At 37.6% G+C, this 25,417-nt stretch carries 27 protein-coding genes; 3 read left to right on the top strand and 24 right to left on the bottom strand.

Annotation, left to right across the window (positions count from 1 at the left end; genetic code table 11):
* Positions 1-199: 199 nt before the first annotated feature.
* From DOD25_RS01625 to DOD25_RS01615, 4 genes are all read right to left on the bottom strand, one after another.
* On the bottom strand, positions 200-496 hold the full coding sequence (locus DOD25_RS01625) for a type II toxin-antitoxin system RelB/DinJ family antitoxin (RefSeq protein WP_064340435.1): 297 nt from the start codon (positions 494-496) through the stop codon (positions 200-202).
* A gap of 150 nt (positions 497-646) precedes the next feature.
* A complete protein-coding gene (locus DOD25_RS01620) occupies positions 647-3,223 on the bottom strand; it encodes an ATP-binding cassette domain-containing protein (protein ID WP_234025947.1) in 2,577 nt (858 codons plus the stop codon).
* The gene (locus tag DOD25_RS06450) at positions 3,169-3,537 is read right to left on the bottom strand and encodes a hypothetical protein (RefSeq protein ID WP_234025946.1); all 369 of its coding nucleotides are present in this window, start codon (positions 3,535-3,537) and stop codon (positions 3,169-3,171) included. Before DOD25_RS06450 ends, DOD25_RS01620 begins: the two co-directional genes overlap by 55 nt.
* Before the next feature lie 100 nt (positions 3,538-3,637).
* Positions 3,638-4,072 carry a hypothetical protein gene (locus DOD25_RS01615; protein WP_112928875.1) on the bottom strand — a complete coding sequence of 145 codons (435 nt, stop codon included), beginning with the start codon at positions 4,070-4,072 and terminating at the stop codon, positions 3,638-3,640.
* Positions 4,073-4,759: 687 nt separating this feature from the next.
* Between DOD25_RS01615 and DOD25_RS01610 the strand changes: the two genes are divergently transcribed.
* Positions 4,760-5,032: a type II toxin-antitoxin system Phd/YefM family antitoxin gene (locus DOD25_RS01610; protein ID WP_101885967.1), complete on the top strand. Its 273-nt coding sequence runs from the start codon at positions 4,760-4,762 to the stop codon at positions 5,030-5,032.
* On the top strand, positions 5,013-5,330 hold the full coding sequence (locus DOD25_RS01605; RefSeq protein ID WP_016635624.1) for a type II toxin-antitoxin system RelE/ParE family toxin: 318 nt from the start codon (positions 5,013-5,015) through the stop codon (positions 5,328-5,330). The genes DOD25_RS01610 and DOD25_RS01605 overlap by 20 nt, the downstream gene beginning before the upstream one ends.
* 102 nt (positions 5,331-5,432) lie before the next feature.
* On the opposite strand, the gene DOD25_RS06385 is transcribed toward DOD25_RS01605, so the two are convergent.
* The 4 genes from DOD25_RS06385 to DOD25_RS01585 form a co-directional block, all read right to left on the bottom strand.
* A complete protein-coding gene (locus DOD25_RS06385; RefSeq protein ID WP_162720527.1) occupies positions 5,433-5,579 on the bottom strand; it encodes a hypothetical protein in 147 nt (48 codons plus the stop codon).
* Complete coding sequence (locus tag DOD25_RS01600; RefSeq protein ID WP_004136341.1) at positions 5,566-6,051, bottom strand: NUDIX hydrolase; 486 nt, start codon at positions 6,049-6,051, stop codon at positions 5,566-5,568. Before DOD25_RS01600 ends, DOD25_RS06385 begins: the two co-directional genes overlap by 14 nt.
* 190 nt (positions 6,052-6,241) lie before the next feature.
* Positions 6,242-6,733 carry an NUDIX hydrolase gene (locus tag DOD25_RS01590; protein WP_004573943.1) on the bottom strand — a complete coding sequence of 164 codons (492 nt, stop codon included), beginning with the start codon at positions 6,731-6,733 and terminating at the stop codon, positions 6,242-6,244.
* A 46-nt stretch (positions 6,734-6,779) separates the two neighbouring features.
* Positions 6,780-7,118 carry a hypothetical protein gene (locus DOD25_RS01585; RefSeq protein WP_004104939.1) on the bottom strand — a complete coding sequence of 113 codons (339 nt, stop codon included), beginning with the start codon at positions 7,116-7,118 and terminating at the stop codon, positions 6,780-6,782.
* Positions 7,119-7,247: 129 nt separating this feature from the next.
* On the opposite strand from DOD25_RS01585, the gene DOD25_RS01580 reads away from it, so the two are divergent.
* Positions 7,248-8,051, top strand: a complete 804-nt coding sequence (locus DOD25_RS01580; RefSeq protein WP_004104941.1) for a sulfite exporter TauE/SafE family protein — start codon at positions 7,248-7,250, stop codon at positions 8,049-8,051.
* Positions 8,052-8,792: 741 nt separating this feature from the next.
* Here the strand turns inward: DOD25_RS01580 and DOD25_RS01575 are convergent.
* The 16 genes from DOD25_RS01575 to DOD25_RS01505 all read right to left on the bottom strand — a co-directional run bounded on the left by DOD25_RS01575 (position 8,793) and on the right by DOD25_RS01505 (position 25,378).
* On the bottom strand, positions 8,793-9,404 hold the full coding sequence (locus tag DOD25_RS01575) for a CadD family cadmium resistance transporter (protein WP_112928583.1): 612 nt from the start codon (positions 9,402-9,404) through the stop codon (positions 8,793-8,795).
* Between the two features lie 399 nt (positions 9,405-9,803).
* Positions 9,804-11,282 (bottom strand): Lsa family ABC-F type ribosomal protection protein, encoded by a 1,479-nt coding sequence (locus DOD25_RS01570; protein WP_004113321.1) that lies wholly within the window; start codon positions 11,280-11,282, stop codon positions 9,804-9,806.
* Between the two features lie 107 nt (positions 11,283-11,389).
* Positions 11,390-11,674 (bottom strand): hypothetical protein, encoded by a 285-nt coding sequence (locus DOD25_RS01565; protein WP_004114737.1) that lies wholly within the window; start codon positions 11,672-11,674, stop codon positions 11,390-11,392.
* A 91-nt stretch (positions 11,675-11,765) separates the two neighbouring features.
* A complete protein-coding gene (locus tag DOD25_RS01560) occupies positions 11,766-12,359 on the bottom strand; it encodes a DUF4097 family beta strand repeat-containing protein (RefSeq protein WP_064340477.1) in 594 nt (197 codons plus the stop codon).
* A gap of 513 nt (positions 12,360-12,872) precedes the next feature.
* Complete coding sequence (locus DOD25_RS01555) at positions 12,873-14,450, bottom strand: recombinase family protein (protein WP_112928582.1); 1,578 nt, start codon at positions 14,448-14,450, stop codon at positions 12,873-12,875.
* A gap of 1 nt (position 14,451) precedes the next feature.
* Positions 14,452-14,862 carry a serine integrase family protein gene (locus DOD25_RS01550; RefSeq protein ID WP_112928581.1) on the bottom strand — a complete coding sequence of 137 codons (411 nt, stop codon included), beginning with the start codon at positions 14,860-14,862 and terminating at the stop codon, positions 14,452-14,454.
* Positions 14,832-16,427: a recombinase family protein gene (locus DOD25_RS01545; RefSeq protein ID WP_112928580.1), complete on the bottom strand. Its 1,596-nt coding sequence runs from the start codon at positions 16,425-16,427 to the stop codon at positions 14,832-14,834. The genes DOD25_RS01550 and DOD25_RS01545 overlap by 31 nt, the downstream gene beginning before the upstream one ends.
* Positions 16,428-16,487: 60 nt before the next feature.
* Entirely contained in the window at positions 16,488-16,700 is a 213-nt protein-coding gene (locus DOD25_RS01540) for an SHOCT domain-containing protein (RefSeq protein ID WP_004117908.1), read from the bottom strand.
* Positions 16,687-17,097, bottom strand: coding sequence for a helix-turn-helix domain-containing protein (locus DOD25_RS01535; RefSeq protein ID WP_112928579.1), 411 nt, complete (start codon positions 17,095-17,097; stop codon positions 16,687-16,689). The genes DOD25_RS01540 and DOD25_RS01535 overlap by 14 nt, the downstream gene beginning before the upstream one ends.
* A gap of 147 nt (positions 17,098-17,244) precedes the next feature.
* Positions 17,245-18,165, bottom strand: a complete 921-nt coding sequence (locus DOD25_RS01530) for a GH25 family lysozyme (protein WP_112928578.1) — start codon at positions 18,163-18,165, stop codon at positions 17,245-17,247.
* Entirely contained in the window at positions 18,158-18,577 is a 420-nt protein-coding gene (locus DOD25_RS01525) for a phage holin family protein (protein ID WP_004118368.1), read from the bottom strand. The genes DOD25_RS01530 and DOD25_RS01525 overlap by 8 nt, the downstream gene beginning before the upstream one ends.
* A gap of 176 nt (positions 18,578-18,753) precedes the next feature.
* Positions 18,754-19,116, bottom strand: a complete 363-nt coding sequence (locus tag DOD25_RS01520) for a toxin (RefSeq protein WP_112928577.1) — start codon at positions 19,114-19,116, stop codon at positions 18,754-18,756.
* The gene (locus DOD25_RS06410; protein ID WP_019260890.1) at positions 19,116-19,280 is read right to left on the bottom strand and encodes a hypothetical protein; all 165 of its coding nucleotides are present in this window, start codon (positions 19,278-19,280) and stop codon (positions 19,116-19,118) included. Before DOD25_RS06410 ends, DOD25_RS01520 begins: the two co-directional genes overlap by 1 nt.
* Before the next feature lie 45 nt (positions 19,281-19,325).
* Positions 19,326-22,133: a phage tail spike protein gene (locus tag DOD25_RS01515; protein ID WP_112928576.1), complete on the bottom strand. Its 2,808-nt coding sequence runs from the start codon at positions 22,131-22,133 to the stop codon at positions 19,326-19,328.
* 12 nt (positions 22,134-22,145) lie between these two features.
* Positions 22,146-22,808 carry a hypothetical protein gene (locus DOD25_RS01510; RefSeq protein WP_112928575.1) on the bottom strand — a complete coding sequence of 221 codons (663 nt, stop codon included), beginning with the start codon at positions 22,806-22,808 and terminating at the stop codon, positions 22,146-22,148.
* Positions 22,809-22,810: 2 nt separating this feature from the next.
* Complete coding sequence (locus tag DOD25_RS01505) at positions 22,811-25,378, bottom strand: hypothetical protein (protein ID WP_112928574.1); 2,568 nt, start codon at positions 25,376-25,378, stop codon at positions 22,811-22,813.
* Between the last annotated feature and the right edge of the window lie 39 nt (positions 25,379-25,417).

Here is a 25,417-nt window from a genome sequence, read left to right as displayed (position 1 = left end):
TACGACCATTGCGACGGTTTGTTCCCCAAAACACAAGCAACTAAATCAATAGGCACTCGAGTAAGAAACAGCCAAAACACGCTCAAAAAACCGCTCCAAGCCAGCCTAAAGCCGTCGCATACTAAACTTTTTAACGATAGAAAAAGCTATCGTTAAAAAGTTTAATTTTCTAAAACCAAGCTTACCTCACGGTTTCCTATCATCGTTCAAGCTCCTCAAAAACATCATCTATCGGATAGCTATCACTTTGAACCGCCTGATCATAGCCTTTAGCTATCAAAGCATTAAACGTTTTCTCATCCATATCATCTTGTGCCGGAAGAGACTTTGGAATAGTAAGCGAAAACGGAATACCCTTATTAAGAATGATTTGACGATAAAACATGTCAATAGCCGTAGCCCTAGAAATTCCAATCGTTTCCAAAATCTGCTCAGCCTGCTGCTTAATATTTTCTTGTATTCTCACATTCACATTCGCTGTCTTAGTAACTGCCATATAAACCAACCTCCATACACACATCATAAAATACTGTATCGCATATCGCAACACATTCCACTTGTTGCTTCACAAACGTATACAGTATGCAATTACAATATGAATTCAAGCCCAACAATCCACCATCAGTAACGTCTCAACGAACGCAACTCACAGTACTTTTGGATTCTTATAATATTCATCAAAATTAATTACCTTATCGAATACATCACAATTAGTTTGCGCGTGCAACACAACTACAAGCTTGTTATTCCTCGTTTTAGCACATCTAATAGCTCGCACAATTATTTCACGTTCACTACAGCCATCAGCATCAGTTACACTTTTGAACGTCTCATCCAACATAATAACAGTTCGCTGTTGAGCACCAATACACTTTGTGAGCGACGTGAAATCTGGAGCAACAATAGCACCATTATCATCAAATAAGTAATCTTCAATCAGCATACAATTCTGAGTATTGTTATAATCAAACCAATCTCGCAACAATACTGATTTACCAGCACCACTAGCGCCAATAATAGCAACTGAAGAAATATCACTATCAGCAATGGTATTACTAAGATTCTGGTATGCTAATTCATTCCTCTTATACGCTTGCTGCTTACGCTCATAATTTTCCAAGCTGAAAACTCGTTGAGCAGTCTGGGTCAAAACTCCTGAATCTTGCAAAGTTTCAATCACATTTTCCAAGCTTGACGACAGCATTACCACAAAATACAACACAGCACTAGCAGAAGCAAAATTCATTGATGATACTGTAAGCATATAAAGTATTGAAAATTCCAATATTAAAGAGAGACTTTGCATCATGCAATTTCTCACTGTGTAAATATTGATAAAACGACGCATACGCTGCCAATACTTATTTTCTGACGAAGCATAATGATACTTGCGCGAACTATCAAAAATAGCACCTTGCGGTAAACTTCGCGTTGATAATAACGACGATAATGCTCCTAAGAACTTATCGCGATATTGTGCTTGTTTATCCGCAGCCGTATTAAGTAATCGAGAACCGGCATACCATATTAGACAAGATAACGGCACCATAATAATCATTATGTATACGTACTGCGGTACTGCAGCAATTGTCATAGCAAGAACTATTACTGTTTGAACAATAATAAAAATAACGTGTGCAATAGCACTCGGAATACTCATCTGTAAGTCAGAAAAATCATCCCCAAGCCTACCTAAAACATCACCTTTATTATCAATATTTGAATACTTATGCAAACGCATAATCAAACGATTATGCAGTTTTGTAAGCCGCACAATTGGCACAGCATATACAGGAAAATTAAGAGCAATAATACCAACGACAATAAGCAAGCTTGCAAACAATGCAGAAGACTGAAGCATATTTAAGTTGGTGTTCGTAGCGATATTCTCTACAAACATTAACTCAGCAAGAACTATAAGTACTGTTGCTATCGGCAAACAAATAATACTAGCGGAGAACAATTCGCGCACAGTTCTAATGAACTTACCACGTGATTCTGCACCTGTAGGAATTTTCGATTCCACACAATCCGCTTGCATAGTTTTATCACTACCAGTATTCTGCAAATGATTTTCTTCAACCACACTATGCGTGACTTGCTTAGAGTTGTTACCATAAAACACACAAGGAATATACTCTGGATTACGTGCAAATAAAACAATATGATGAACTTGAGAACTTAGCATAGCTTGTGAAACTGTTTCTCGAAGCTCTGGATTTAACACAGAAAACACGTCATCAAGCACCAAATATTCCACGTCTTGAGCAAACGCCATAGCCAACACCACGCGTTGACGCTCACCAACAGATAACGTTTCAGGATTATGCAAAAACCTATCCGCAACCTCACGCGACACATTAAATAAACGCAAGAAGTTTTCGTACTTCTGACGAGTATCATCGCTCACAATATCAAACCAAGCTTCAATAAGCCCCTGCGACATAATAGGATTACAAGGCACTAATATTTTACTACTGCTAACAATAGAATCATACGCATTCAACGCCGAGCCAGCTTCTTTAGACAAAAGAGCGAACTTATTATCAAACACAACAGAATCAGAAATATTAGTAGCATCCGCACGAGTATTCTTCATAGCATTTTGCTCTAATTGCACTAAATCCCTGTCCATTGGAAGAGCAAGCCGAATCACGCGATAATTCACAATATTATTCTGCATGGCACCATACAAATATTTAATCGCAAAAAGAATTCCAACATTAAACAACGCATTTGGAAAAATAGTTACATGAACAAGAACAACACCAGCAAGCAGTAATGTCAACCCACCTTGCTCAACAATATTACTCAATAGTTGAGGAAATATGCGCTTATACAACACTCTTTCTTCTGCTTTACGCGCATCTTCAATCGCCGTAATACCAACATTATAACGATACACTCTTGAAGCGTGAGGAAGTTTATCAATAATTTTACTGAGAAGATTACGACGTTTACCTTCTAAATCCACATAGTTCTTCCACAATACGCCAATCCAACGTATAAGGAACAAATTACCAACACATAAGAGGACTAATAGTAAAACCGCTACAATACTATTCTCGTGATATTGAACAACACAGATAGCAAAAAGAATAATAAACTGCAATATTGATAACACGAAATCAACACCATAAGCTATCTGACTTATCTGATTTGGATATGTTAATGCAGAAGACTGCAATGTTTCATCATCATTATTCTGAACAGATAAACGCACAAAACGATGGAAGTAAGCTGACGAAACAAAGCGATAAGAAGCATCTCACAACGATCTTTAGCAATAAAACCCAATGATTGTAAGAAGAAAGATAACGCCAACTTAAACGCAACAAACCCTTCAAGAAGCGTCGAAGCAGAATGTAACGATCCCATCGTATAAATAAGCAACAACATTCCAGCAAGCTGTATCAAACCAGTAATAAAAACTGATAACACCTGCGGCATAAGAACTATAAAATATACTAAAGCACCTTTTGCACGTTGATGATTCGCAACGAACGAATCATAACGAGATACAACCCTATTTAACATATACCTCCAACATACATATTCATTCCAAACCCTCTAATCTACAAGTTTCATTAACTAATTCATCATCAGGGAAACGCTTCAAATTAAGTGCAAAATATTACTATTTCTTCTTATAACCTACAGCAACATTACCTGTTTTATTAATCCCTGGTACTTTAAGAACATCAGAACTTGACTTGTCTTTTAAATCAAATTTTCCAACCAAAAATAAAGCTTTAAGTCCTGGACCAGGTAAATTGAACGATGAGTCAAATAATTTGATGGGCTTATCTCCAAGAGTGACTTTAGACAAATCATAATGAGAATCAAGAATATCCCGCGACACAAAGAGATACAACTCATCTTTGTTCACATAGTTTTCTGGTATACGAAACTCTTCTTGAGATACCGCTACCGTTTCCCAATGATACGACGCAAGCTCCGCCTTCTCCTCATCATCAGCACATCCAGCAAGAGAAAAGAGAGAACCTAGCAGCAGAAGCATAACAAGACAACTTTGAAAAATGTTTTTACAAAAAATAGTTTTACTTCTCATAACACTACTAGCCTCCTTTTCGTTAACACGACTCTGTATCAAATGATCATAAAACAAACTATTAAGTAAACAAGATCTACCATTCACTCTGATTACTGTAATAATCTTAATAAATATATTACTTTTTCGTACTAATTTGTCTAGATTATCAACGCTAATCTCTTCATTTACTAGCAAACTATACTCTTCATAAACAGCAAGGTTCACGAAACAGAAGAACCAGAAGAATCAATATCATCATGCACGTTTAATGCTTCCAACAATATTCCCTCATAAACGAAGCAATCACCTGCAAATCTTCATCTTCATAATACTCAACAAACAACTTCTTAAACTCAGAAACCTTATTTTTTGGAATAACTAGCAAGCCTTTACTGTGAGAAATCAAATAATGTAGGGAACTTTTTTACAATTTTTATACCATTTTGTTCCCCAAAACATAAGCAACTAAATCGCACAACTACTCGACAGCAAAATAGCAAAATCACATTTAGAATCTCGAGAAGCAATCTTAAATCTACCGTGCGCTAAACCTTTTAACATTTAGTCTTTACAACCACATTTCTAAACAAAGCCAATCATCGTACTAATATCTCGCCAAACGTCGGAATAAAAATTCGATAGCGCGCTAACTATTGTAATCTTGATAATATTATGATACTTTTTTGATAAAAGGAGGTTGATACTATGATTAATATTCGTCCAGTTTCCGATTTAAGAAATAAATTCCCAGAAGTAGAAGAAACAGTTATAAATTCAAATACACCAGTATTCCTTACAAAAAATGGTTATGGGACTATGGTTCTCATGAGCATCAAACAATACTCTGCCCTCACTGACGACATTGAAAGAAAACTCGATGAAGCAGATACTTTTGCCGCAAACACTTCTACGCGTCTTTCTAAAGCTGACGTCTTTGATAACGTAAGGAGAAGGATTAATGAGCAAGAACACGTATAAATTAACCTTTCTACCACTATTCAAAGAAGATTTATTAGAAACAGTTGACTATATAACCAATACACTGCAAAACCCAAAAGCTGCTCACAGACTTGTTGACGATATAGAATCAGCAATCGATAAACGGCTTGAATCGCCCCTCTTATTTGCTCCTTACCAATCATCAACAACACGAGAACACCCCTACTACAGGATTAGCGTACGCAACTTTTCTGTTTTTTACGTTGTCATCGACGACACTATGGAAGTGCGCAGACTTCTATATTCAAAACGAAATATTGACGCACTACTGGAATAACTATTCCTAATAACTATCATTATTATGTTAACGATTATTAAAAAAGCTATCGTTAAAGGTTTAAGATTTGCTTAATAGCTTGATTCTTGAGTGAAAATATTACTACTTTTCCTTATAGCCTACAGCAACATTACCTGCTTTATCAATACCTTGTACTTTAAGAACATCAGAGACTGGCTTGTCTTTTAAATCAAATTTTCCATGTAACGATCTCTTACCATAATAGCGGGATTCATTAATATCTTTCATCTGAAATTATATGCTCTATTCCACTGTGCTCCGATTTAAGATATTCTTTCATAAATGTCGGGTAAGCCTTGCACTTATCAAGCTCATCTATAGGTAACCAATGCATTGTCTCTTTAGCACCTGACTCTGTAGTGCTTTGGCTCGTAAAATCTCTTTTGCCCATGGGCTTCATCATGTAGTAGAATGTCAGCTCATGGAAGTCTACTCCTTTTAAGCCAGAGCTGCCGATGAAGAAGTTCTCGTGTATGACAGCAAGATGATCGACCTCGTAATTAAGACCTGTCTCTTCAAATACTTCTCTCTTGACGGCTTCTTCTGATGTCTCGCCCATGTGAACCGCTCCGCCAACTGAGTAGAAATAGTCGTCCTCATCATTTCTTGCAAATAGCACACAACCTTCTTCGACTATGATGGCTGCTGCTCTATATCTAAATGCTTTTTTATCGTTAATAAATCCGCAATTATGTTCCATGGTTTACTCCTTCATTTTTTATCTAATGACTGTGACTTATGGTTCAAATGCAAACAAGTTCCCAATCTGAATTGAAAACCCAAGTGATTGATACATTTGTATATCACATTGTGCACAAGCAACAGTCATTGAACTTATTGCACTCGACCCTAGAGCGTTGATATCTTCCCTCAAACAGCCAAACTTGAATTTATATATCTACTGTTTTAATAAGTTTGATTGCCCTTGATGATACTAACTCGTCTTGGCTCATTTCCAAAAGGCTCTTTTTATCTACCCACTTATAATTAACCGTTTCTCCTTTTTGAAGAGCAATTGCATTTTTCTTACAATCGGTTACGCATAGATATTCAACATAAAGAGAGTGGTAAACATCCTGCACAAATCTTCCGATCTCCATAATATTTGAAGCTTCAATACCTGTTTCTTCTTTTAATTCTCTTACTGCACATTCTAATGGTGTTTCATATTGCAATGCAGAACCACCTGCTGTCAACTCCCACATTCCACCGAATTTCTTTTCAAAATCTCTTTGCATAATAAGGTAAGTACCATCTATATGTTTAACAATTACTTCGCCCACCAAATGATACATGCCGTCAGGAATTGGTTCTCCTCTCACTAATGTAATATTCTTTAATTTATTAAATTCTTTATCATACGCATCCCAAATCTCAGCCATAAAACCCTCCATAAGGCCTGATTGTCAATTTCATTAAATATGAATTTTATCTTTCTCCAGTGGATACAAAGCCATTGTTCACTTCTACATAAAGCTTACCAATCTCAATATCCGTGATGAGCACTTGATTAGAATCAGATTCAACCTCGCAAACTTCCACATCATGTGGCAAACTCACAACAATTTCAGGCATACCCTGAGTAAACCACCTCAGCCAATTCGAAGCTGAAACTTTTTTAGTTTGAATAAGCCTTATAACATTTTGCGCTTCCTCAACCCTCAATATATCTTGTTCACAGTTAACAAATCTCACACCAAAGGTATCAGCACGTTTCACCGTTAAACGAACATCTTTCGTCTCTGCGATAAACTTCTTATTATCCATTACTTACGTTAATTAGATAAATAAATACATAAATTACAATTGAACTAGTATAGAAATATTCTATTTTTCACATAATATAGTAAAAGTAGTGAATAAAGTACGAGGAGGTAATTTGTGAAGAAAAGATATATGTTGAGAAATATTTTTAAAATCAAATATAATTTCCAGAATATTGTTTTAATCGTTTTCATTGGACTATTAGCAGGTTTCTTATCAGGATTGTTCGGTGTAGGTGGAGGAATGGTGATAGTTCCTGCATTAACTGTTTTTATGAAATTTGATCAGCGTCATGCTACTGCTACTTCTCTTGTTGCCATAATTATAACGTCGCTTTGTGGAAGCATTGTTTACGGTTTAAACGGCAAAGTGTCATTTTTATCAGCATTTTTTCTAATAATAGGTTCAGTTTTCGGATCACAAATTGGGGTATATTTTTCACATATTTTGCCTAAAAAAATATTTCCTTGGTGTTTTACACTTTTTGTATTACTAGTTATATGTTCTAGTCAAGTTTGGATTCCGTTAAGAAATGTAGATTTTAATGTTAGTTTTTTAAAAGCTATATGTCTTATATTTATAGGCGTTGTTTCTGGTATTTTTTCAGGTATTTTAGGCGTTGGTGGCGGAGGAATTATAGTGCCATGCGTGCAACTTTTGCTCGGCATGGGAGACCTTATGGCAAGAGGAACTGCTTTGCTTGTCACGCTTCCTACAGTTATAAGTGGTAGTATTGCTAATGCTCGTTACCATTATACTCATTTTACTGAAGGAATTATTATCGGTATTTTTGCGACATTTACTGTAAACTTAGGCGCAATAATTGCGCGCAGTATTTCACCTTTTATATGCAATATATTGTTTTGTATTTTTTTGTTCAGCGTATGCTTACAAATGATATTAAAAACAGGTATTTTAGCTAAGAATAAGCGTTAAATATGTAAAGTCTTTGACTTTTATTTATTTGAAAAAATAGTTTTGAATATAAAAAGTGGGGCTTAGATTTAAGCCCCACGATATAGGAGAATGTTATAAAGTAACTTTTTACAATTATGCCATTTGAGTAACATCTCTTTTTGCTTGTATAAATTTTATTATCATGTTTTTTGCGTAATAAATAATTATGCAAACTATACTGTATATCCTCACTTCACAGGGTGGGTGCAAAGTGGCGAATCGACTTGCATGGGCGCTTTGACAGAGCTTGAAATTGTATAACGCATTTCAAGCTCCTTCAAAGCGTGATTTGGCATGTAAAGTCCAGTGGACTTTACATGCCAAATCAGCCGAACGGCTACTAATAGCCGTGAGGAATAACATAATTCGCGAATGCACTTCGATTCGCTGAGCTTGCTCAAAGTTGAAAGCACAGTGTGCTTTCAACGCAAGCGAAGTACGTTAACATCCTGTGCACTCGACCCTAGAGCGTAGATATCTTCCCCCATACAGCCAAAACACGCTCAAAAACCACAAGAACTCAGCCTAAAGCCGCCACACGCCAAACCTTTTAACCATAGCCCTCACTAAGCCTTGCTACACAAGGACTAAAATGCACCCCACCTAATCAGCCTCCTGCATCTTATAGCACGGTGAAGCGCCGTGACGGTGGGAAGCACCACTTATTTTTCTTGTTTGAGTTTGAACATAAAAATAACAGATAAAGGGAAAGAAATGAATTTACACCACTTTTAGGACTTGACCTATGAAATAATTAATAGTTCCATTTTCAATCAATATATAGAGACCGAGTCCAATAAACACGACAGGTACAATTACTTTTTCGTACTTTTCCACAGTCTCTCCGATAGCAGAAATTGAGGCGAGATTTTGAGATAATTTGCATAGAACCAAAATCCCTAAGGCAAATATTACTAAACTTATACTAATCTCAATCAAACTCTTTCCTGTAAAATAAGGGATATAAATTCCTAAATTATCTCCACCCATTGCCACTGTTAAACTTGTAAATGCTAAGATTTTTGATCCATCTCCGGTAATTTTCCCCTCGATATCTTCTTCATCAATATCTTCATCCACAAAAATTGCTCTTATACCAAGACCTAGCGGAATTAGACCAAGGAGTCCGATAATCCAATCTTGTGGAATAAAATTTAAAAAGTAAGCGGCAATAAGACTAGCCAGTACAAGCAGTCCTGTACCTAAATACTGCCCTACATAAATTGATTTCAAACCTTTCTTTCCTTGACTAGCGAATAAAATAGTCAAAACAACTAAGTAGTCAATGGATGTAGAAACAAAAACTAATAAAGCGGATACTATTGTTTCCATTATTCCTCCTTTCAAAATGTTAAATTTTTTAGACAAGGGGGTGCAAAGTGTGTGCACTTTTTAACGTTAACATCCTGTGCACTCGACCCCATAGCGTCGATATCTTCCCTCATACAGAAAAATCGCACTCAAAAATCACGAGAACACAGCTTAAAGCTGCTTCGCATTAAACCTTTTAACGATAGCCCTCACTAAGCCTTGCTGCACAAGGGCAAAAATGCACCCACCTATTAAGCCCTTGACATCAATACGACAGTCTCACGTGTATCAAGACTACCCTTATGATAACCATGCATCAATAAAAGAGCCTTAACGTTCATTGCAGGAGAGAAACTGGCAAGGGGAATGTCGTATGATGATAAAAGTCTAAGGCACTACAAACTGGGATTTGGATTTTACTTAAAATTGTATTATTTTATTAGCGATATCTTCTACAAATCGCTTATCGTGTTCCACAAATATGAGTGTAGGCTTTGCTTCTTTTATAATTTCCTCAATCTGTATTCTTGATATTACATCTATATAATTCAGTGGTTCGTCCCAAACAAATATATGAGCTGGCTTTGAGAAACTTACAGCAATTAAAACTTTCTTTTTTTGTCCATCACTATAATTCTTCATATCCATTTCAAATAATTCTCTTGAAAAATCTAATTTTCTTAGAATTGTTTTACACAATGTTTCATCAACATCTTGCTTGTGAATATATTCATTTAGGCTACCTGTTAAATTAGATGTGTCTTGAGGAATATACGAGATTTTTAAATTACCTGCTAATTTTATCTCACCTGTATACTCGTGATTTATACCTAATAAAATTTTAATCAAGGTTGATTTTCCGCTACCATTACCCCCATATATAGCCACTATGTCGCCTTGCTTTATCTCGAAACTTACATTATTTAGGATCTGTCTCTCTCCATAGCATGATGATAAATTGCTAACCGATATTAGAGGATTTTTATGATGATGTAATGGATGCAATAATAGACTTTCCTTTGTTTCGATATCTTTTAGTAAACTCTGTTTTTCTTCTATTGCCTTGTTTTGTCTATTCTCCAAATTCTTAGATTTTTTCATCATCTTGGCTGATTGATGACCTATATGTCCTTTGTCTGGTTTTACACCTGATACTTTTACACCATTTTTAGTATTTTCAATTTTATCAGACCAAATTTGACTTTGTCTTGCAGACTCTTTTAATCGTTTAATATCTTTTCTTAATCTCTCATTTTGACTAATTTCAAATTGGTCTTTCATCACTTTGTTTTCATACCATGATGTAAAATTTCCCGATTGGACATCAATAGAATTCCTGTTAATAGAAATAACATGATTGATACAACCATCTAAAAAATCTCTATCATGAGATATAAGCAAAAATCCTTTTTTACTTTTCAGATATTCACTTACAATTTTTCTTCCGTCCATATCTAAATGGTTTGTTGGTTCATCAATAAGTAAAAAGCCATCTTCTCTTGTAAACAAAATAGCTAAAAGGATTTTTGTTTGTTCCCCTTTAGAAAGCGTTTCAAACTCTCTGTAAACAAGGTTCTCATCTACATTTAGCAAACTGAGTTCTCTAAATAACTTCCATTCTTCATCATCTGATATTAGTTCTTTATATAACTCAATTCCTAATTTTGAAGTATCGCTTATATTTGGTGGAAATTTAATAAATTCAACATCCTTGCTTATTTTACCTTGATAAGTTTCTTGATTTAAAAGTAACTTAAATAGAGTTGATTTACCGATTCCATTTCTTCCTATCAATCCCGTTTTCCAGTTTGTATCAAAGGAAAACGATACATTTTTAAATATGGGTTTTACATATCCATAATATGAGAAAGTGAGGTTTTCAATTTTAATTACTGACATAAAACGCCTCCCTAAATTATCATTTACCGCCCGGGTGCAAAGTGTGTGCACCTTTTAACGTTTAGTTTTTCATGTATTACTACGGTTATCACTGCTTTGCTTTTCAGTCATTTCAATTCTCGATTAGGTAATTTTCCAGTTCTCAAAGCGACAGTAACAAACTCAACCTCTTGCAAGCACTTCTCGCAAAGTTCATAACCTTCGTTAAAGTTCACTCTTGACCTAAATGTGCTAGCAATGAATTCGCATGGTGAGGTGATCCTTTCAACTACACCGCACCGTTCGCACTCAGCATACACATTCCCATCCTTAATCGGAATAAACATTCCATGATCTTTCTCATTTCCCATGACGCTAACATCTTCGAAATCATCAAATTTTACATAGAGCATATACGGCTTCCTCCTTTATCGGTATGTCTATATACGCTCTAATTCCAACTTATATCAAGTTTTATTGCTTCTTTTTTGATCTATATGTCTGCTACTTCGCAATAGCTTTCCCATTAAGACAGTGCACCACGTAATGCGCAAAACCATCGTTTTTACAATTTACCTTCTTCTTATCTGAAACCTCGGTGACACCATTCTCACAATCTACTTCAAGGCTTGCATCCTTGGTGATTGTTCCTTCTAAAATACTCATGCCATTTAACGTATCAAGCGTACAAACATGAGTTACTTCTACGTTTGTTGCTGAAGCCAACCCATTATAACATTTAAGAAAGACATCATCCGCCTTCAAATTAACAACTTCTACCTTGCCATTGTTCACTTCTACATAAAGCTTACCAATCTCAATATCCGTGATGAGCACTTGATTAGAATCAGATTCAACCTCACAAACTTCCACATCATGTGGCAAACTCACAACAATTTCAGGCATACCCTGAGTAAGCCACCTCACCCAATTCGAAGCTGAGACTTTTTTAGTTTGAATAAGCCTTATAACATTTTGCGCTTCCTCAACCCTCAATATATCTTGTTCACAGTTAACAAAGCTCACACCAAAGGTATCAGCACGTTTCACCGTTAAACGAACATCTTTCGTCTCTGCGATAAACTTCTTATTATCCATTCCTTAAGCACCTCCTCGTGCACATACTAATAATCAGGTTTCATTTTACCTTTTGAGCTATATTTTCCCACTTCACAGGGTGGGTGCAAAGTGGGTGCACTTTTTAACGTTATCCATCTTGTACACTCGACCCTAGAGCGTCGACATGTTTCCTCAAACAGCCAAAACACGCTCAAAAACCGCGAGAACCCAGCTTAAAGCCGCTTTGCATTAAACCTTTTAACGATAACTCTCGCTAAGCCCTGCTACACAAGGGCAAAAATGCACCCACCTATTAAGCCTTTGACATCAATACGACAGTCTCGACGTGGATTGAGAGAACTCCAAGTATATTTACACTTTTTGAGTGCACACTATGGATATTGGGTGCACTTTTTAACGATAGAAAAAGCTATCGTTAAAAGGTTTAAGATTGGCTTAATAGCTTGATTCTTGAGCATAAAAAACAGCCTAGAGAGGATTTCCCCTAGGCTGACTTTTGTAACATTTCAAATGCTAAAAGTACTTTGGCTTTTATGATGCTCTTTGAACATCCACACTAATCTCTGATTTAAAAGTTACGCTGAACCTGTCTTCGTAAACTTTTATTTTCTTGATGTACTTTCTTACCAGCTTCTCGTCATACTCACTAATATCATGACACTCACTTTTCAGAAAATCTTCCATTTCTCTGATTCGTCTTTTAGCATCTTCTTGACCTGCTTTTTCTATAAGAAGCTGCTGTTTCTTAACTTTAAGCTCATCAATCTCGTTGGCAGTTTTCGTGTAGTCTTTTTTAGCTTTAAGCAAGGTTAGTAGTATCGCTTGTTTGTCTGCAATTCTTTTATCAACCGTTTCAATCTCACTTAAGTTGTTGCCCGCGATAATTTCTCTAATATTATTCTTCAACGTATCCAATACTTCATCCGATATACTAAACACCTTGTTTATGGCTTTCACTATGGCAGATTGCAGTTCGTTCTCTTGTACTGTCGGAGCATCGCAAGCACTAGGACCGTTTTCCACTCTGGTGCAACAACGCCAGACAACAGAATGCACTCCTCGGTTGTTCCAAGCAATTCTTCTGTAAACATCCCCGCATTTAGCACAAACACATAGGCTGGATAAAGCGTACTTACTGGAATAAACTCTCCTTTTTTTGTTCTCCTCACCGCTAAACATGTTGGCTCGTCTTAACATTTCTTCTTGAACTTTAAAGAAAATATCTCTTGGAATAATAGGCGTGTGGCTATCTTTTACATAATACTGTGGTTCTGTTCCATCATTTTTTATACGAACATGGTTAATAAAATCTGTCGTGATGGTTTTTTGTAAAAGAGCATCACCAATATATTTTTCATTTTGCAAGATGCCTTTAATATTAGATAAATTCCATTTTAAATGCCCGGCACCGTTTTTAATGCCGTCTTTTTCAAGGCCCTCCGCTATGTCTCTAAGACTTGCTCCTTCTAAATATTCTCTATAAATCCTTCTTACGACTTTTGCTTCCTGTTCAAGAATTACAAGATTCCCTTCATCGTCTTTTGTGTATCCTAAAAACCAGTTATGGTTGATTTGCACTTTGCCTTCCTGGTAGCGAAACTTAAGTCCAAGCTTCACATTCTGAGAAAGCGACGCTGATTCCTGTTGAGCTAAAGAAGCCATGATAGTAAGCAATAGTTCTCCGCTTGCTTCCATGGTGTTGATGTTTTCTTTTTCAAAAATGATCGGAATGTTTTTGTCTTTCAACTGTCTAACAAACTTTAAACAGTCGATAGTGTTTCTCGCAAAACGGCTAATCGACTTAGTGATAACCATGTCTACTTTGCCACTCATGCAATCGTGGATCATGTCATTGAAACCGACACGTTTTTTCGTGCTGGTTCCTGAAATACCGTCATCAGCGTAAATGCCGGCAAACTCCCAGAGAGGATTTCTTGAAATATAATCCGTATAATGCTGAACTTGCGTGTCATAACTTGTTGCCTGTTCTTCACTGTCAGTACTAACACGACAATACGCTACTACTCTTAACCTCGGCTTATCTTCATGCTTATCTACCGTATTCCCCGCTATTTTTCTTGGTGGAATAATTGTAACGTTGGCATTCATTTTACACCTCCTTGATTTGACTGTACGCGTATACTGCTTGACGATAAGGATCATCATATTTCTTTTCTACCTTTTCTAACTGGTAGCTTGTAATAAACCGAATTTCCTTTATTGGCTTAGGCTCTTTATAACGATGATTCCTGATAGCATTCTCATGCCTTATTTGTTGCACTTGTCTAAACATATCCTCATCGATAATCTGAGGATAAAACTCTGTTCCTAAATACAATTTCTTGCTAAGAATTTTGCCCGTGACTGGCCAAGCCCTTTTTATACCTGATTTTTTAGCAGCTTGAGAAATATTTTTAAATTCAAGATAGAAACGAAAAAACTCTCTTACTTCTTGAGCTTTTACTTCATCTATAACCGCTTTACCGTCTACTATTCGGTAACCATATGGGATGCGTGCCATGTTTCTTTCACCTCTTCTTCTAATTCCAATCCACATTTCAAATGAAAAATAAATTCTGTTCTGCTTTTAACTACGACATCGTCTACAAAATCCAGAAAATCCTCGTCCTTAAACTCGCTAAATACTTCTGTGACACTTACGAACCGTTGAAGTTTTTGCACCTCGTTTAAGTGCGTTAAGTTACCGTTTAGGCTGTTGGAAAGCTGAAGTTTTTCCTTAAGACAAGTATCCATTTCCGTTTTAAGCTGATTGCTTTCCAGATAGTAGGAATCCATCTCAATGTAGCCACCGGCTAAAAGCTTACTGAGTACTTGCTCTTGTTCTTGCAATTTAGCTATTTTTTCTTCGAGTTCGATAACTTTGTTCAAACCGTCTTTATTATTCACGTTTCTTAAGCTTTTTATGAAAGGCGTTAATATTTGAGCAGATGTTGCTTTGAGCTTGTTAAGTATTTGAAGAAAAGCTAATTTAACATACTCCTCTTTTACAGCTTTCATAGGGCAGCATTTAATTTCACGTATGTGCTTGGTACAACACCAAACAACATAGGTTCCATCTTTTTTATGCCGGTCGTGTTTCTTTAACCTACTATGGCAATTACCGCAGTAAAGTTTTTCTGAGAATGTGTATCTAGCAAGGTATTTATTACTACCGCTGGTAATATTTAGTTTTAATTTTCTCTTCTGTCTAAGATCATGCACAAGATTAAAAGTTTCATGACTGATGATAGCCTCGTGATGGTTTTCAATAACATACTGTTTTTTCTCGCCACAGTTTTTATGGCGGTTAAAACTATCATCCGTAAATGTCTTTTGAAAAATTACATCCCCTGTGTATGTTTTATTAGTCAGAACAGCGTTCACAGTAGTTGAAGTCCAGTTTCCGCCCTTTTTAGTTGGAATCTTTTTATCGGTCAATACTCGTGCTATTGCTTTTCCGCCCATGCCGGAAAGAGCCATGTTGAAAATTTCTTTTACTACCTTGGCTTGCTCGGGAACTATAATCATTTTCTTATTCTCGTTTTTATACCCATACGCAGGGCAGGAAATGACGAAGCTTCCGTTTTCGAACCTTTTTTGGATTGACCACGTGTTGTTTTCCGAGATGGATTTTGACTCGCTTTGTGCTATGGAACTCAGGATAGAAAGCATGAGCTCCGAACTCATATGCTCGGTATCAATGTTTTCTTTCTCAAAATACAAATAAATACCAAGACCGGTAAGTTTTCTAACTATTTCAAGACAGTCAACCGTGTTTCTTGCAAGCCTACTAATAGACTTTGTAACAATCCTGTCTATCTGACCGCTCTCACAGTCTTTAAGCAGTTGTTTAAGACTTTCACGCTTATCGATTTTCGTGCCACTAATACCCTCGTCAAAGTAAAGCCCCGCATACTCCCAGCAGGGATTAGACTTAATATAGTTTTCGTAATGCTCCTTTTGCACTTCTAGACTGAGAAGCTGCTCATCACTATCACTAGAAACTCTCGCATACGCTGCAACCCGCGTCTTTTTCTCAAAACCAGTTTTTCGCATTGTAGAGTCTATTTTTATTATTTCTTTCACTATTTCCCTCACTTTCAGCTAATACTATTCATCACTCTAAAAGCAGTGTTTATCAAGCTTTTAACCCAATAATTCCTTGTAAAACGGGTGAAATTTTTCCCTGTTAAGACGGCTTATTTTTTCTTTTTCTTGCTCGCTGATAAGCCCTTTTTTAAAGAGTGAAACGGTAAGTTTTTCGGCTATTTCAAAACGAAAATCCGCCTGCATACTCTCTTTTGTCCAAGCTCTCGCTTTAACATCCTTTAGCCCGTGAGCATCATTACTTATTTGCATGATGCTCACCTCCAAAACGATGTTCTATATAGCAGGCGTGGCAGCAGTATTTTCTGGTTTTATTACCGTAAGAGATAAAAGAATTTTTGCAGTTAAGACAAGCACACTCATAGTTTGCCTGTCTTTTTACCAACTGTGTATGCTTGTTCCACCACGTGTTTCTACACGCGTCAGAGCAGAAACGTTTAACTTTTCTTCCTTTGTTTTGCTTAATTGGTTTTGAACAAGATTCACATAATTCCGTCTGTATTTTCATAGACTGGATTACGCCTAGACTATTACGTTTGCAGTAGCTTTTAATCGTATTAACGGAAACATCCATACGGTTTGCAATCTGCGTATAGCTAAGACCTTCATCTCTTAGTAATTTGACTTGCTGTTTTTCTTCCACATTCATTTGCCTGTGCCTCCTTACATCACAGGCAAAGAAAAAACAGTGTTTTTTAACCTCTTGACTTGACAATTTAACCTTAAAAAATAAAAAAAGCCCGAGGATTGCTCCAATGTAGGAACAAGCCTCGGGCTTTACAAGTTTCAAACTGTTTTACAAGAGTTCGTTTACTCGTTTTTGTACCGTATCATAATCGTATCCAGCTTGAGCTAGACGCTGTTTACGCGTACTACCGTTACCCCAAGCGCCTCGGATTACTTCACGGGCAAGCTCATCAACCGACTTTCTACAGGCTTTAACACCAAGCAGCTCATTAACCTTATTTTGCACGCTCGCATAATCGTATCCGGCAGAAGTTAAACGCTGTTTACGCGTGCTGCCGTTACCCCAAGCGCCGTTAATAACTTCTCGCGCCACCTCATCAATACTTGACGTGCGCGCAGCTTGGTCAGAGCCGCCGTTTTTACACCCGTTTAATCCAGCGTTTTTAATAATGCTCGGATAATCCACGTAAGCATAATCCATATCAACTCTGCCAGCTACTCCAGGCACACTGCCACTTGACGAGTATTGCCAAAGACCATACGAACCCTGATAACTGCAGTGCGTGTTCCACTGTGCGATCCACAAAGCGTAACGGTTTCTAACATGAGCGGACACAAGATTATTAGCAGTTGAAAGCGAAGTGTAAAAACCTGCATAATACCCGCAATCTTCCAGCTTATTGCAAAAACTGGTAATCAGCGAATCGCAGAAAGCTCGCCCACGGTTAAGCTGGCTTTTTTCTTCCAAATCAAAGTAAACAGGATACTCAAAACTCTTACCTGAAAGCATGTTCATTAAGCTTTGAGCTTCCTCAGCTGCCTCAGAACTGGAGTTTGCGTACGAATACCAGTAGGCTCCAACATCAAGACCAACTGTTTTTGCTTTACGATAGTTCTGTTCAAACCACTTGTCTTTGCATCCGATGCCGTATCCTGCTCGAATGATCACAAACTCAATGCCGGATGCTTTCACCGCGTTGAAATCAATGTCACCCTGCCATTCTGACACGTCTATTCCTTTTTTACTCATGAGTATTGTCCTTCCTGTTCTTGTCGTGTAATTGTTCTAAAACGTTTTTTAATTTCTCAGGCACGGGAAGCCCCAGGTGAGCCGCGTTTTCGGTTAAAGATAATCCTTCGTTAGATAGGTAGAAGAAAATTACCGCGGTTCTAATCACGCTTCCTTGCTTCAAAACATGAAAATCTATAATGTTTGCTATACCAACAAGCATAAAAATGAGCACCTTTCTAAAAATGCCCTTAAAACCAATGCTGCTAGACAGTTTCTTATCCGTAACAGCACACATCACGCCTGTAATATAATCCGCAACCACAAATAAAACGAGTGCGAGGATAAGCCCGTCGCACCCGCCTAAAAAGTATCCCAGCCAGCCGCCTACCAGTGTGAAAGCCAGTTGAGCAATATTCCAAAATCCTCTCATAATTCTCCTTACAAGTTTTCCTAACATTTGCCAGTACTCTTATAAAAACAAAAAACAAAAAGTAGAAAGTAATAAAAAAGGACAGGCATGGTTTAACCCACACCTGCCCTAACATTTCAGCATTTCAGCATTTCAGCATTTCAGCATTTCAACTGATATTATTTTTCAACACATGACTACTCCTTACCATCTTTTACACCTTCCTCAACCATTCCACCTTTTACACTTTTCCCAGCCGCTTCAGTTTTTTCATCTTTTTCAGTTTTTTCGTCTTTTTCGGCTTTTATTTTCAAAATTTCGTCGTTAAGTTCGCGTTCTCTAGAATTAAAATAGTCTTTTAACTGTTTCACATACGCTTCATATTCCATCGAGTTTTCCGCAATCACTGCCGAACGCATATCAGATAATACGCTTGCAACAATGCCTTCTATCATGTAAGTAGGTATTGGTATTTGCTTATTCAACTCGACTATTTTTTCGTTTAACTCAGCCTTATATTTTTGCACAGCTACCGCGTAGCTAATTGTCGGTTTTACCACTACTCTCCTCCAATCTTTTTTAGAATAATATCCAGCTTGTGGCTGATTTCGCATAAAATTTTCGTATTATCAACTACAGGTGTCGTAATACTTTCTGTCACATCTTTTAAGCGCGTGCCCTTATTAGCCACTATTTTGTTTGTGTGAATAATTAGTTTTTCCATAACAAATTCTCCTCTACTTTCACTTAACGCTTCCACCCGCGCTTTTTAATAGTATTTAACTTTCATGAGTATCCCGTTTTTAAACACCATGTGAGCGTTAGAACCCCATTTTGAAGCTTTCCCATCCTGGTTCATTTCAATAATCTGCACATAGTTAATATCCGCGTCTACTCCTGCACCGTCTTGCCAAACAGGATCTATAATCTTGTTACCATGCATGTAAAAGTTACATCCAGCGTGAATACCATACTCTTTATAAATGCTTTGCGAACGTGAAAAACACAGCATAGTAGCGTATGTTTCTTCATCAGCTGATTTACGCTGCGCGAAAGCCATATACTTTCCGTCGCTAGTAAGATGAAAAACTAGACCCTTGTGAGAATTATCTTCTTCCCACTCGCCGGTTCCAACATAGCCAATATACACGCCGTTACGGTAGAAGTTGTTCCCATTTTTATCAAAAACAGCTCTTTTATGATCCTCATCAACTTCACCATCATAAAGCTCTATCTGCCCGGGTGTTATTTGCACGTATTTACTCGAATGGTTAAACCCGAGAAGGAAACTGTTATAGTTTTGCTGCATGAAACTACCAAAATCACCTTTTTTAACCATTGAAGATATGGAATCTTCTACTATGGTTAGTTTAGAAATAGCCTTATCAGCCGTGAATTTAGCAGCCTCAATGTCTTTATCTTTAACTCTGATCCAAGCGAACGTTCTAAAACTACTTATACTGTCAGCTGAAACGTAATGCCATAGTTTGCTTGTTCCACCTTTATACGGGTGTTCAGACTCAGGATAATTTTCACCTTCAACCTCAATAATGTTAATATCTTCAGGCAGTTTAGACACGTATCCTGAAATTTCTCCTGAATACTCTTTTTTAATGCTATCAATCTTAAAACCATAATTGTCAAACGGAGACCAGTTAGTTCTAAAATGTAGCCAAAACTCGTTTGATGGAACAAACACTGTTGCGCCAGAAATTTTTTCACCAGTTAAACCCGGTATAGCGTAAATTTTATCCTCATACTTGTAAAAAATGTCTACAAAATCGTCAAAAGCTGATTCCGTATGCGACTTCTCATTAAATTTTACAGCTAAACTTTCCTGCTTAACAATAAGCCTGTAAGCGTAGCCGGTTGACGTGTCGTAGAAAAAATCACCAACATGCTGCATTTTTTCACTATCATTCAGCCACAAGCTCATAGGAGCGTTAAACTGGCTTGGAGTATACGAGCCGTAATAGTTACCGTTTTTCTGTTTAAGACTATGGTTAACGCTTTCAACACCAGCCTCAATCTTACCGTCTGTAACATTTAGTTTCGTGTTGATTTCACTTATCGTGTAATAGTTTTCAAGCCGCCTACCAGTGTCTTTTATAGCCTCGTTTTTTGCTTTACTAATCTGCTTTTCTACCTGTGAAGTGTAAGAAACTGAAAGTTTTTCCGCGTCAATCGAATGTCCGATAATCCTGTCACCATACACCATGCCGTCAAGAGTCATCGCAGTACTGTAAGGGCCTGAAAAACCGTTATGGCTTCCAGCAATACCATTCATGTTAACCTGTAAAACTTTCGTAGCAGTGTTCTTATCAGGCGTATCCATGTAAAGGTCACGAACCCACATGCCTTTACTATCGTATTCGCTTATCTTATAGCCGCTTTGAGAATTACCCATTTGCGCTTTAATATTATCGATCGCAGCTTTAACACGCTCGTTATCAATTTTTCTAGCTTCAACCGCTTCTTCTTTTAACGTTTGAACAGCATGCGACACGTTTTGCACATACCCTTTAGAAATCCTGCTCGCAAGCACGATTCTAACTTCGCCTGGTTTTTGAATCGGTATAGTCTGTTTTACTACAGGAAACACACGGTCCATGCCAAATTGTGGAGCGAGACAACGAACCCTATCCCCACACTCAATCGTCGCATAATATAAACCTAACTCGGATAAGTCAACCGCGCTAAGGCTTATTTCTACATGCTCAAACTGGTTATCCTGTAACCATTTAGTAGCTTTGCGCATAAGATTAGTTGGAACTGTCACATTATTGAAATTAACAACTTTACAAACCCAGCCGAATGTTTTTTGCGCTTCACGAGATACTATATAGTTTTTCCCATTGTTTATTGAAGTAATATCAACATGCTTTTTAAGAACCTCGTTTTCACCATTCTCGTTTTCCAACTCTTTTCCGAGAGGAATAACCGCTGTAGTAACATCCTCTGCTGAAAGGTTTTCCGCGTATTCAAGCAGGTTCAAACCGAAACTAATATGCTGGCTTGTAGCTTTACCTATTTCTTCTAAACGTAGGTAGTCTAAGTAAAGTTTCCCGTCTTCTTTCCTAAGACGCAAATATCCGCCAAGTTTTTCAACCATTTTACCCATAATCGCTTCAAGCGTGGTTTCAAAATTAGTAAACCTGTAGAGCGAATCATTCGAGTCAGATACTGTGACGAAACCAATTCTTATTTTCTTATAATCATCTACCTGACTGTTATGAGCTTGTAAAAGTTTTTCTAAAAGCTGGTAGGAACTCTGATCATGATATTCTTTCTGAGGTTGAATACTATCAGCTAAGTAAGTTAACAACCCTACGCAAGTTACTTTCTTACTACCATACAAGTTTTTTACTTGCTCTCTAACCTCGCCGAAGAAAATCTCCTCATCGTCACGCCACACGCTTACTATTGATTTCCGGTTTTTAATAAGCTCATAGCAAGGGTTTTGACTAGGGCAAGTAAACGTTAACGTTCCCGCAGTATTAAGCTCCAAGTTTAACGTAATATCATCAAGTACTGCTTTATCATCATTCGGATAGTAAATCGTATTACCGTCAAGCATGATCCTGTACACTCACAACCACCCCCTTTTATAGGAAATATTTACCATCCCGTTTCCAACGAATGTTAAACTCATGTTTATTTTTGAACGAAGCTGTGGGAAACGGTTAACACCTGTTTTAATCTCATACTTTTTACCATTAGAATCCAGTAGCATACTGTTAGATGACAGGTTGTTAAATTCTGGAATCAGTGTCATATCAAAATCGTGAACGAGTGTTATTTCACGCTTATCATCTACTTGCACACCCCATATTGTGTGAACCCCATCCGAATCATCTACACTATACTTATATGGTTGCAGCTTATAGTTGAGTGTGAGAGTTGAATAGTTTTTATCCGATTTAAAACCACTAACCCACACTCGACCCTGATAGTAGAACAATGGTTCATCATCAAGAGACAGTTTCACACTCTTACCGTGGATTAACGTTTTAACCCTATGGCATGTTTCACTCCACTTGTTTTTGTCTGCAACAATGAATTCGAAACAGCCTTCACGCATCTCGTATAACACTTCACCAGCAAGACTTTCACTAATATCAATACTTTCCTGCCTGCCTGGTATTTGCAAATACTCTAATTTAGGTTCTGGAAGTTGAACGAGCGGACGGCTTGTAGCAACAAGCCCTAGATCGTTAAAACTATGCAACCCGTTTATTAGCATCCCATACACTTCTACCACCCCCTTGCTTTTCTTGTTTGAAGCTTAAAAAGCTCACTGTCCATCCTGTGCGCGATACCACCCACTAGTTCACCAGTGTCGAGCACAATACTCTGGTTAGAAAACTGTGGGAAATACGCGTCCATAATCGCTAGAATCTGGTTCATAACACTAAGCATTTGCATGTTTGCTCCAACAGTCATGTTTTCTAAACTATTCAACCCCATAATCACTTCCGGGCCTTTCTCTCCGCCGCCAAGCATACGCCCGTTTTTCTCACCGAAAATAGTCGCCCCGTTTAACAGCATCGGCTTGTTCATTGCTTTCTTATACCAGTCGATAGCAAGATACGGTACAGACGGTGGCGTAAGAGAGAATTGTCCTTTAATACTAAAATGCGGCAGTTTAATATGAGGAAGACTAAGTTTTATGTTAGAGAAAAACCCTGTTATAGCGTCGATTACTGCTTTAACCTTGTTTTTCGCCGCTTCAATCGGAGTGATGATAGCGTTTTTAATACCATTCCAAATTGACACAACCGTGTTTTTAATACCGTTAAACACAGACTTAACCATGTTTGCTACTGAATTAAACACTGTTGAAATGCTTGTTTTAATACCGTTTACCACGCTCATGATTGCAGTTTTAATACCATTCCAAACACTTGTTGCAGTGTTTTTAATACCGTTTAAAACGTTAGTGAAAAACGATACGATACCATTCCAAACATTCATGAAAAAGTTTTTCACACTCGACCACAGTTTGTTCCAACTAGTGCCAAAGAAAGACAAAAACACGTTAAAAACGTTTTTTAACGTGTTCAATACTGTTATGAACGTGTTTTTAACCGCGTTCCAAACAGCGGTAAAAATTTCTTTTACACCATCCCAAAGCTGAGACCAGTTACCGGTGAATAATCCTATAAAAACGTCTAAAACGCCTGTGATTAAATCAAGAACGGTTTTGAAACTAGTAAAACTTAAATTTAAAGCGCCTTCAAACAGTGGAGCTAGAATAGCACACAAACCATTCCACACTGTTTTAAGCCCTTCAACAATACTCGTGAAATCAATACCAAGGCTTGACAGTTTTTCTTTAACACCATTAACAAAATTAGTGAAAGTTTCCTTAATTTTCTCCCAAACAGCAATAACACTGTTTCTAAACTCTTCGTTAGTGTTCCATAAGGTTACAAAAGCTGCTACCAGAACACCAATAACCGCAACAACCGCGAGTATTGGCGCGGATACTCCACCTAAAACAGCGCCTAACCCTTCAAGAATGCTAGAGCCGGAAGTAAAACTTGCGAACATTTTACCTATAAACAAAGCTAGTTTAGAAAACCCTTGTATAGCAACACCTATTTTAGAAATACACGTTCCAAGAACCACTAAAAAAGGGCCGACTGCCGCAGCAATCAGCCCAAGTGTCACTATAAGTTTTTGGCTTTCTGGAGAAAGCTGTTTAAATTTAGAAAGCCATGCTGATATTTTCTGCATTAATGGTGTTATGACGGGAAGTAAAACATTACCAATAGTCGCAGCAATATTCTGCAACTCTGTTTTTAGAATCTTCATAGAACCCGAAGCGCCCGCGGCTTCACGCCCAGCCTGCCCTTGAGCGTCAGCAGTCTGCTCCATAATAAGAGCCAAAGTAGCAGCCTGTTTCGCTTGCAAGCTCATCGCGCCTCTACCATCATGCAAACCCATGGCAAGAGCTTTAGCTTTAATAGTCGCCTCGTTAACACCCATACCATAATTGTCAAGCATCGCATTATTACCTTTAAGCGCGCCTGTTAAAGCAAGAACAGCAGACTCGGTTGTGCCACCAAACATAGCAGACAAGTCGCCTGCAAGAGCAACCAGCTTCTGACTCATCTCAGCTGCTTCAGCATCACTTTTCCCACCAATATTTTTCAACATCGCGCCCATAGTATTCGCATACTCTAAAGCTTGACCTTGAGCAATACCATAATAGGATTTCAAACTTCCTGACCATTTAAGCATTCTGTTAGCAGACTTACCGTAAATCTGCTCTGTCGCACCCATAGCATCCTGTAAGTCTGCTGCAGCAGTAAAACCAGCAGTACCAATAGCAGCAATCGGCAGCGTAACTTTCGTGCTTAAACTTTGACCAAGAGATGACATACCATCTCCTAGTTTCTTTATCTTTTTACTCGTACTATCAAACTGGCTACTAAGCTTGGTTAAACTAACACTACCTACCTGTTTTAATTTTTCTTTTAAACTATCAAGATTATTTTCTGTTTCAACAATCTCACGCTGTAACGCATCATACTTGTCTCTACCAAGCTCCCCGTTTTCCAACTGTACTTTAGCCTGCTTATCCGCCTGTTTCAAAACGTTAAGCTTATTAGACGTTTCTTGGATTTCTTTCTGCAAAAAAGCCTGCTTTTGGCTTAAAAGCTGCGTGCTTGTCGGATCAAGTTTCAAAAGCCTATTAACATCACGAAGCGACTGCTCGGTTGAGCGAATAGTCGAATTCACCTGTTGTAAAGACTTATCTAAGCCTGTAGTATCCCCACCAATTTCAACAGTAATACCTTTAATCCTGTTTGCCATAACTTCACCTCCCTTTTTCCATTAATTTAGGTATGAAAA

The sequence above is a fragment of the Gardnerella leopoldii genome (assembly GCF_003293675.1).
Classification (GTDB): domain Bacteria; phylum Actinomycetota; class Actinomycetes; order Actinomycetales; family Bifidobacteriaceae; genus Bifidobacterium; species Bifidobacterium leopoldii.
This window is presented reverse-complemented; position numbering and strand designations above follow the sequence as displayed.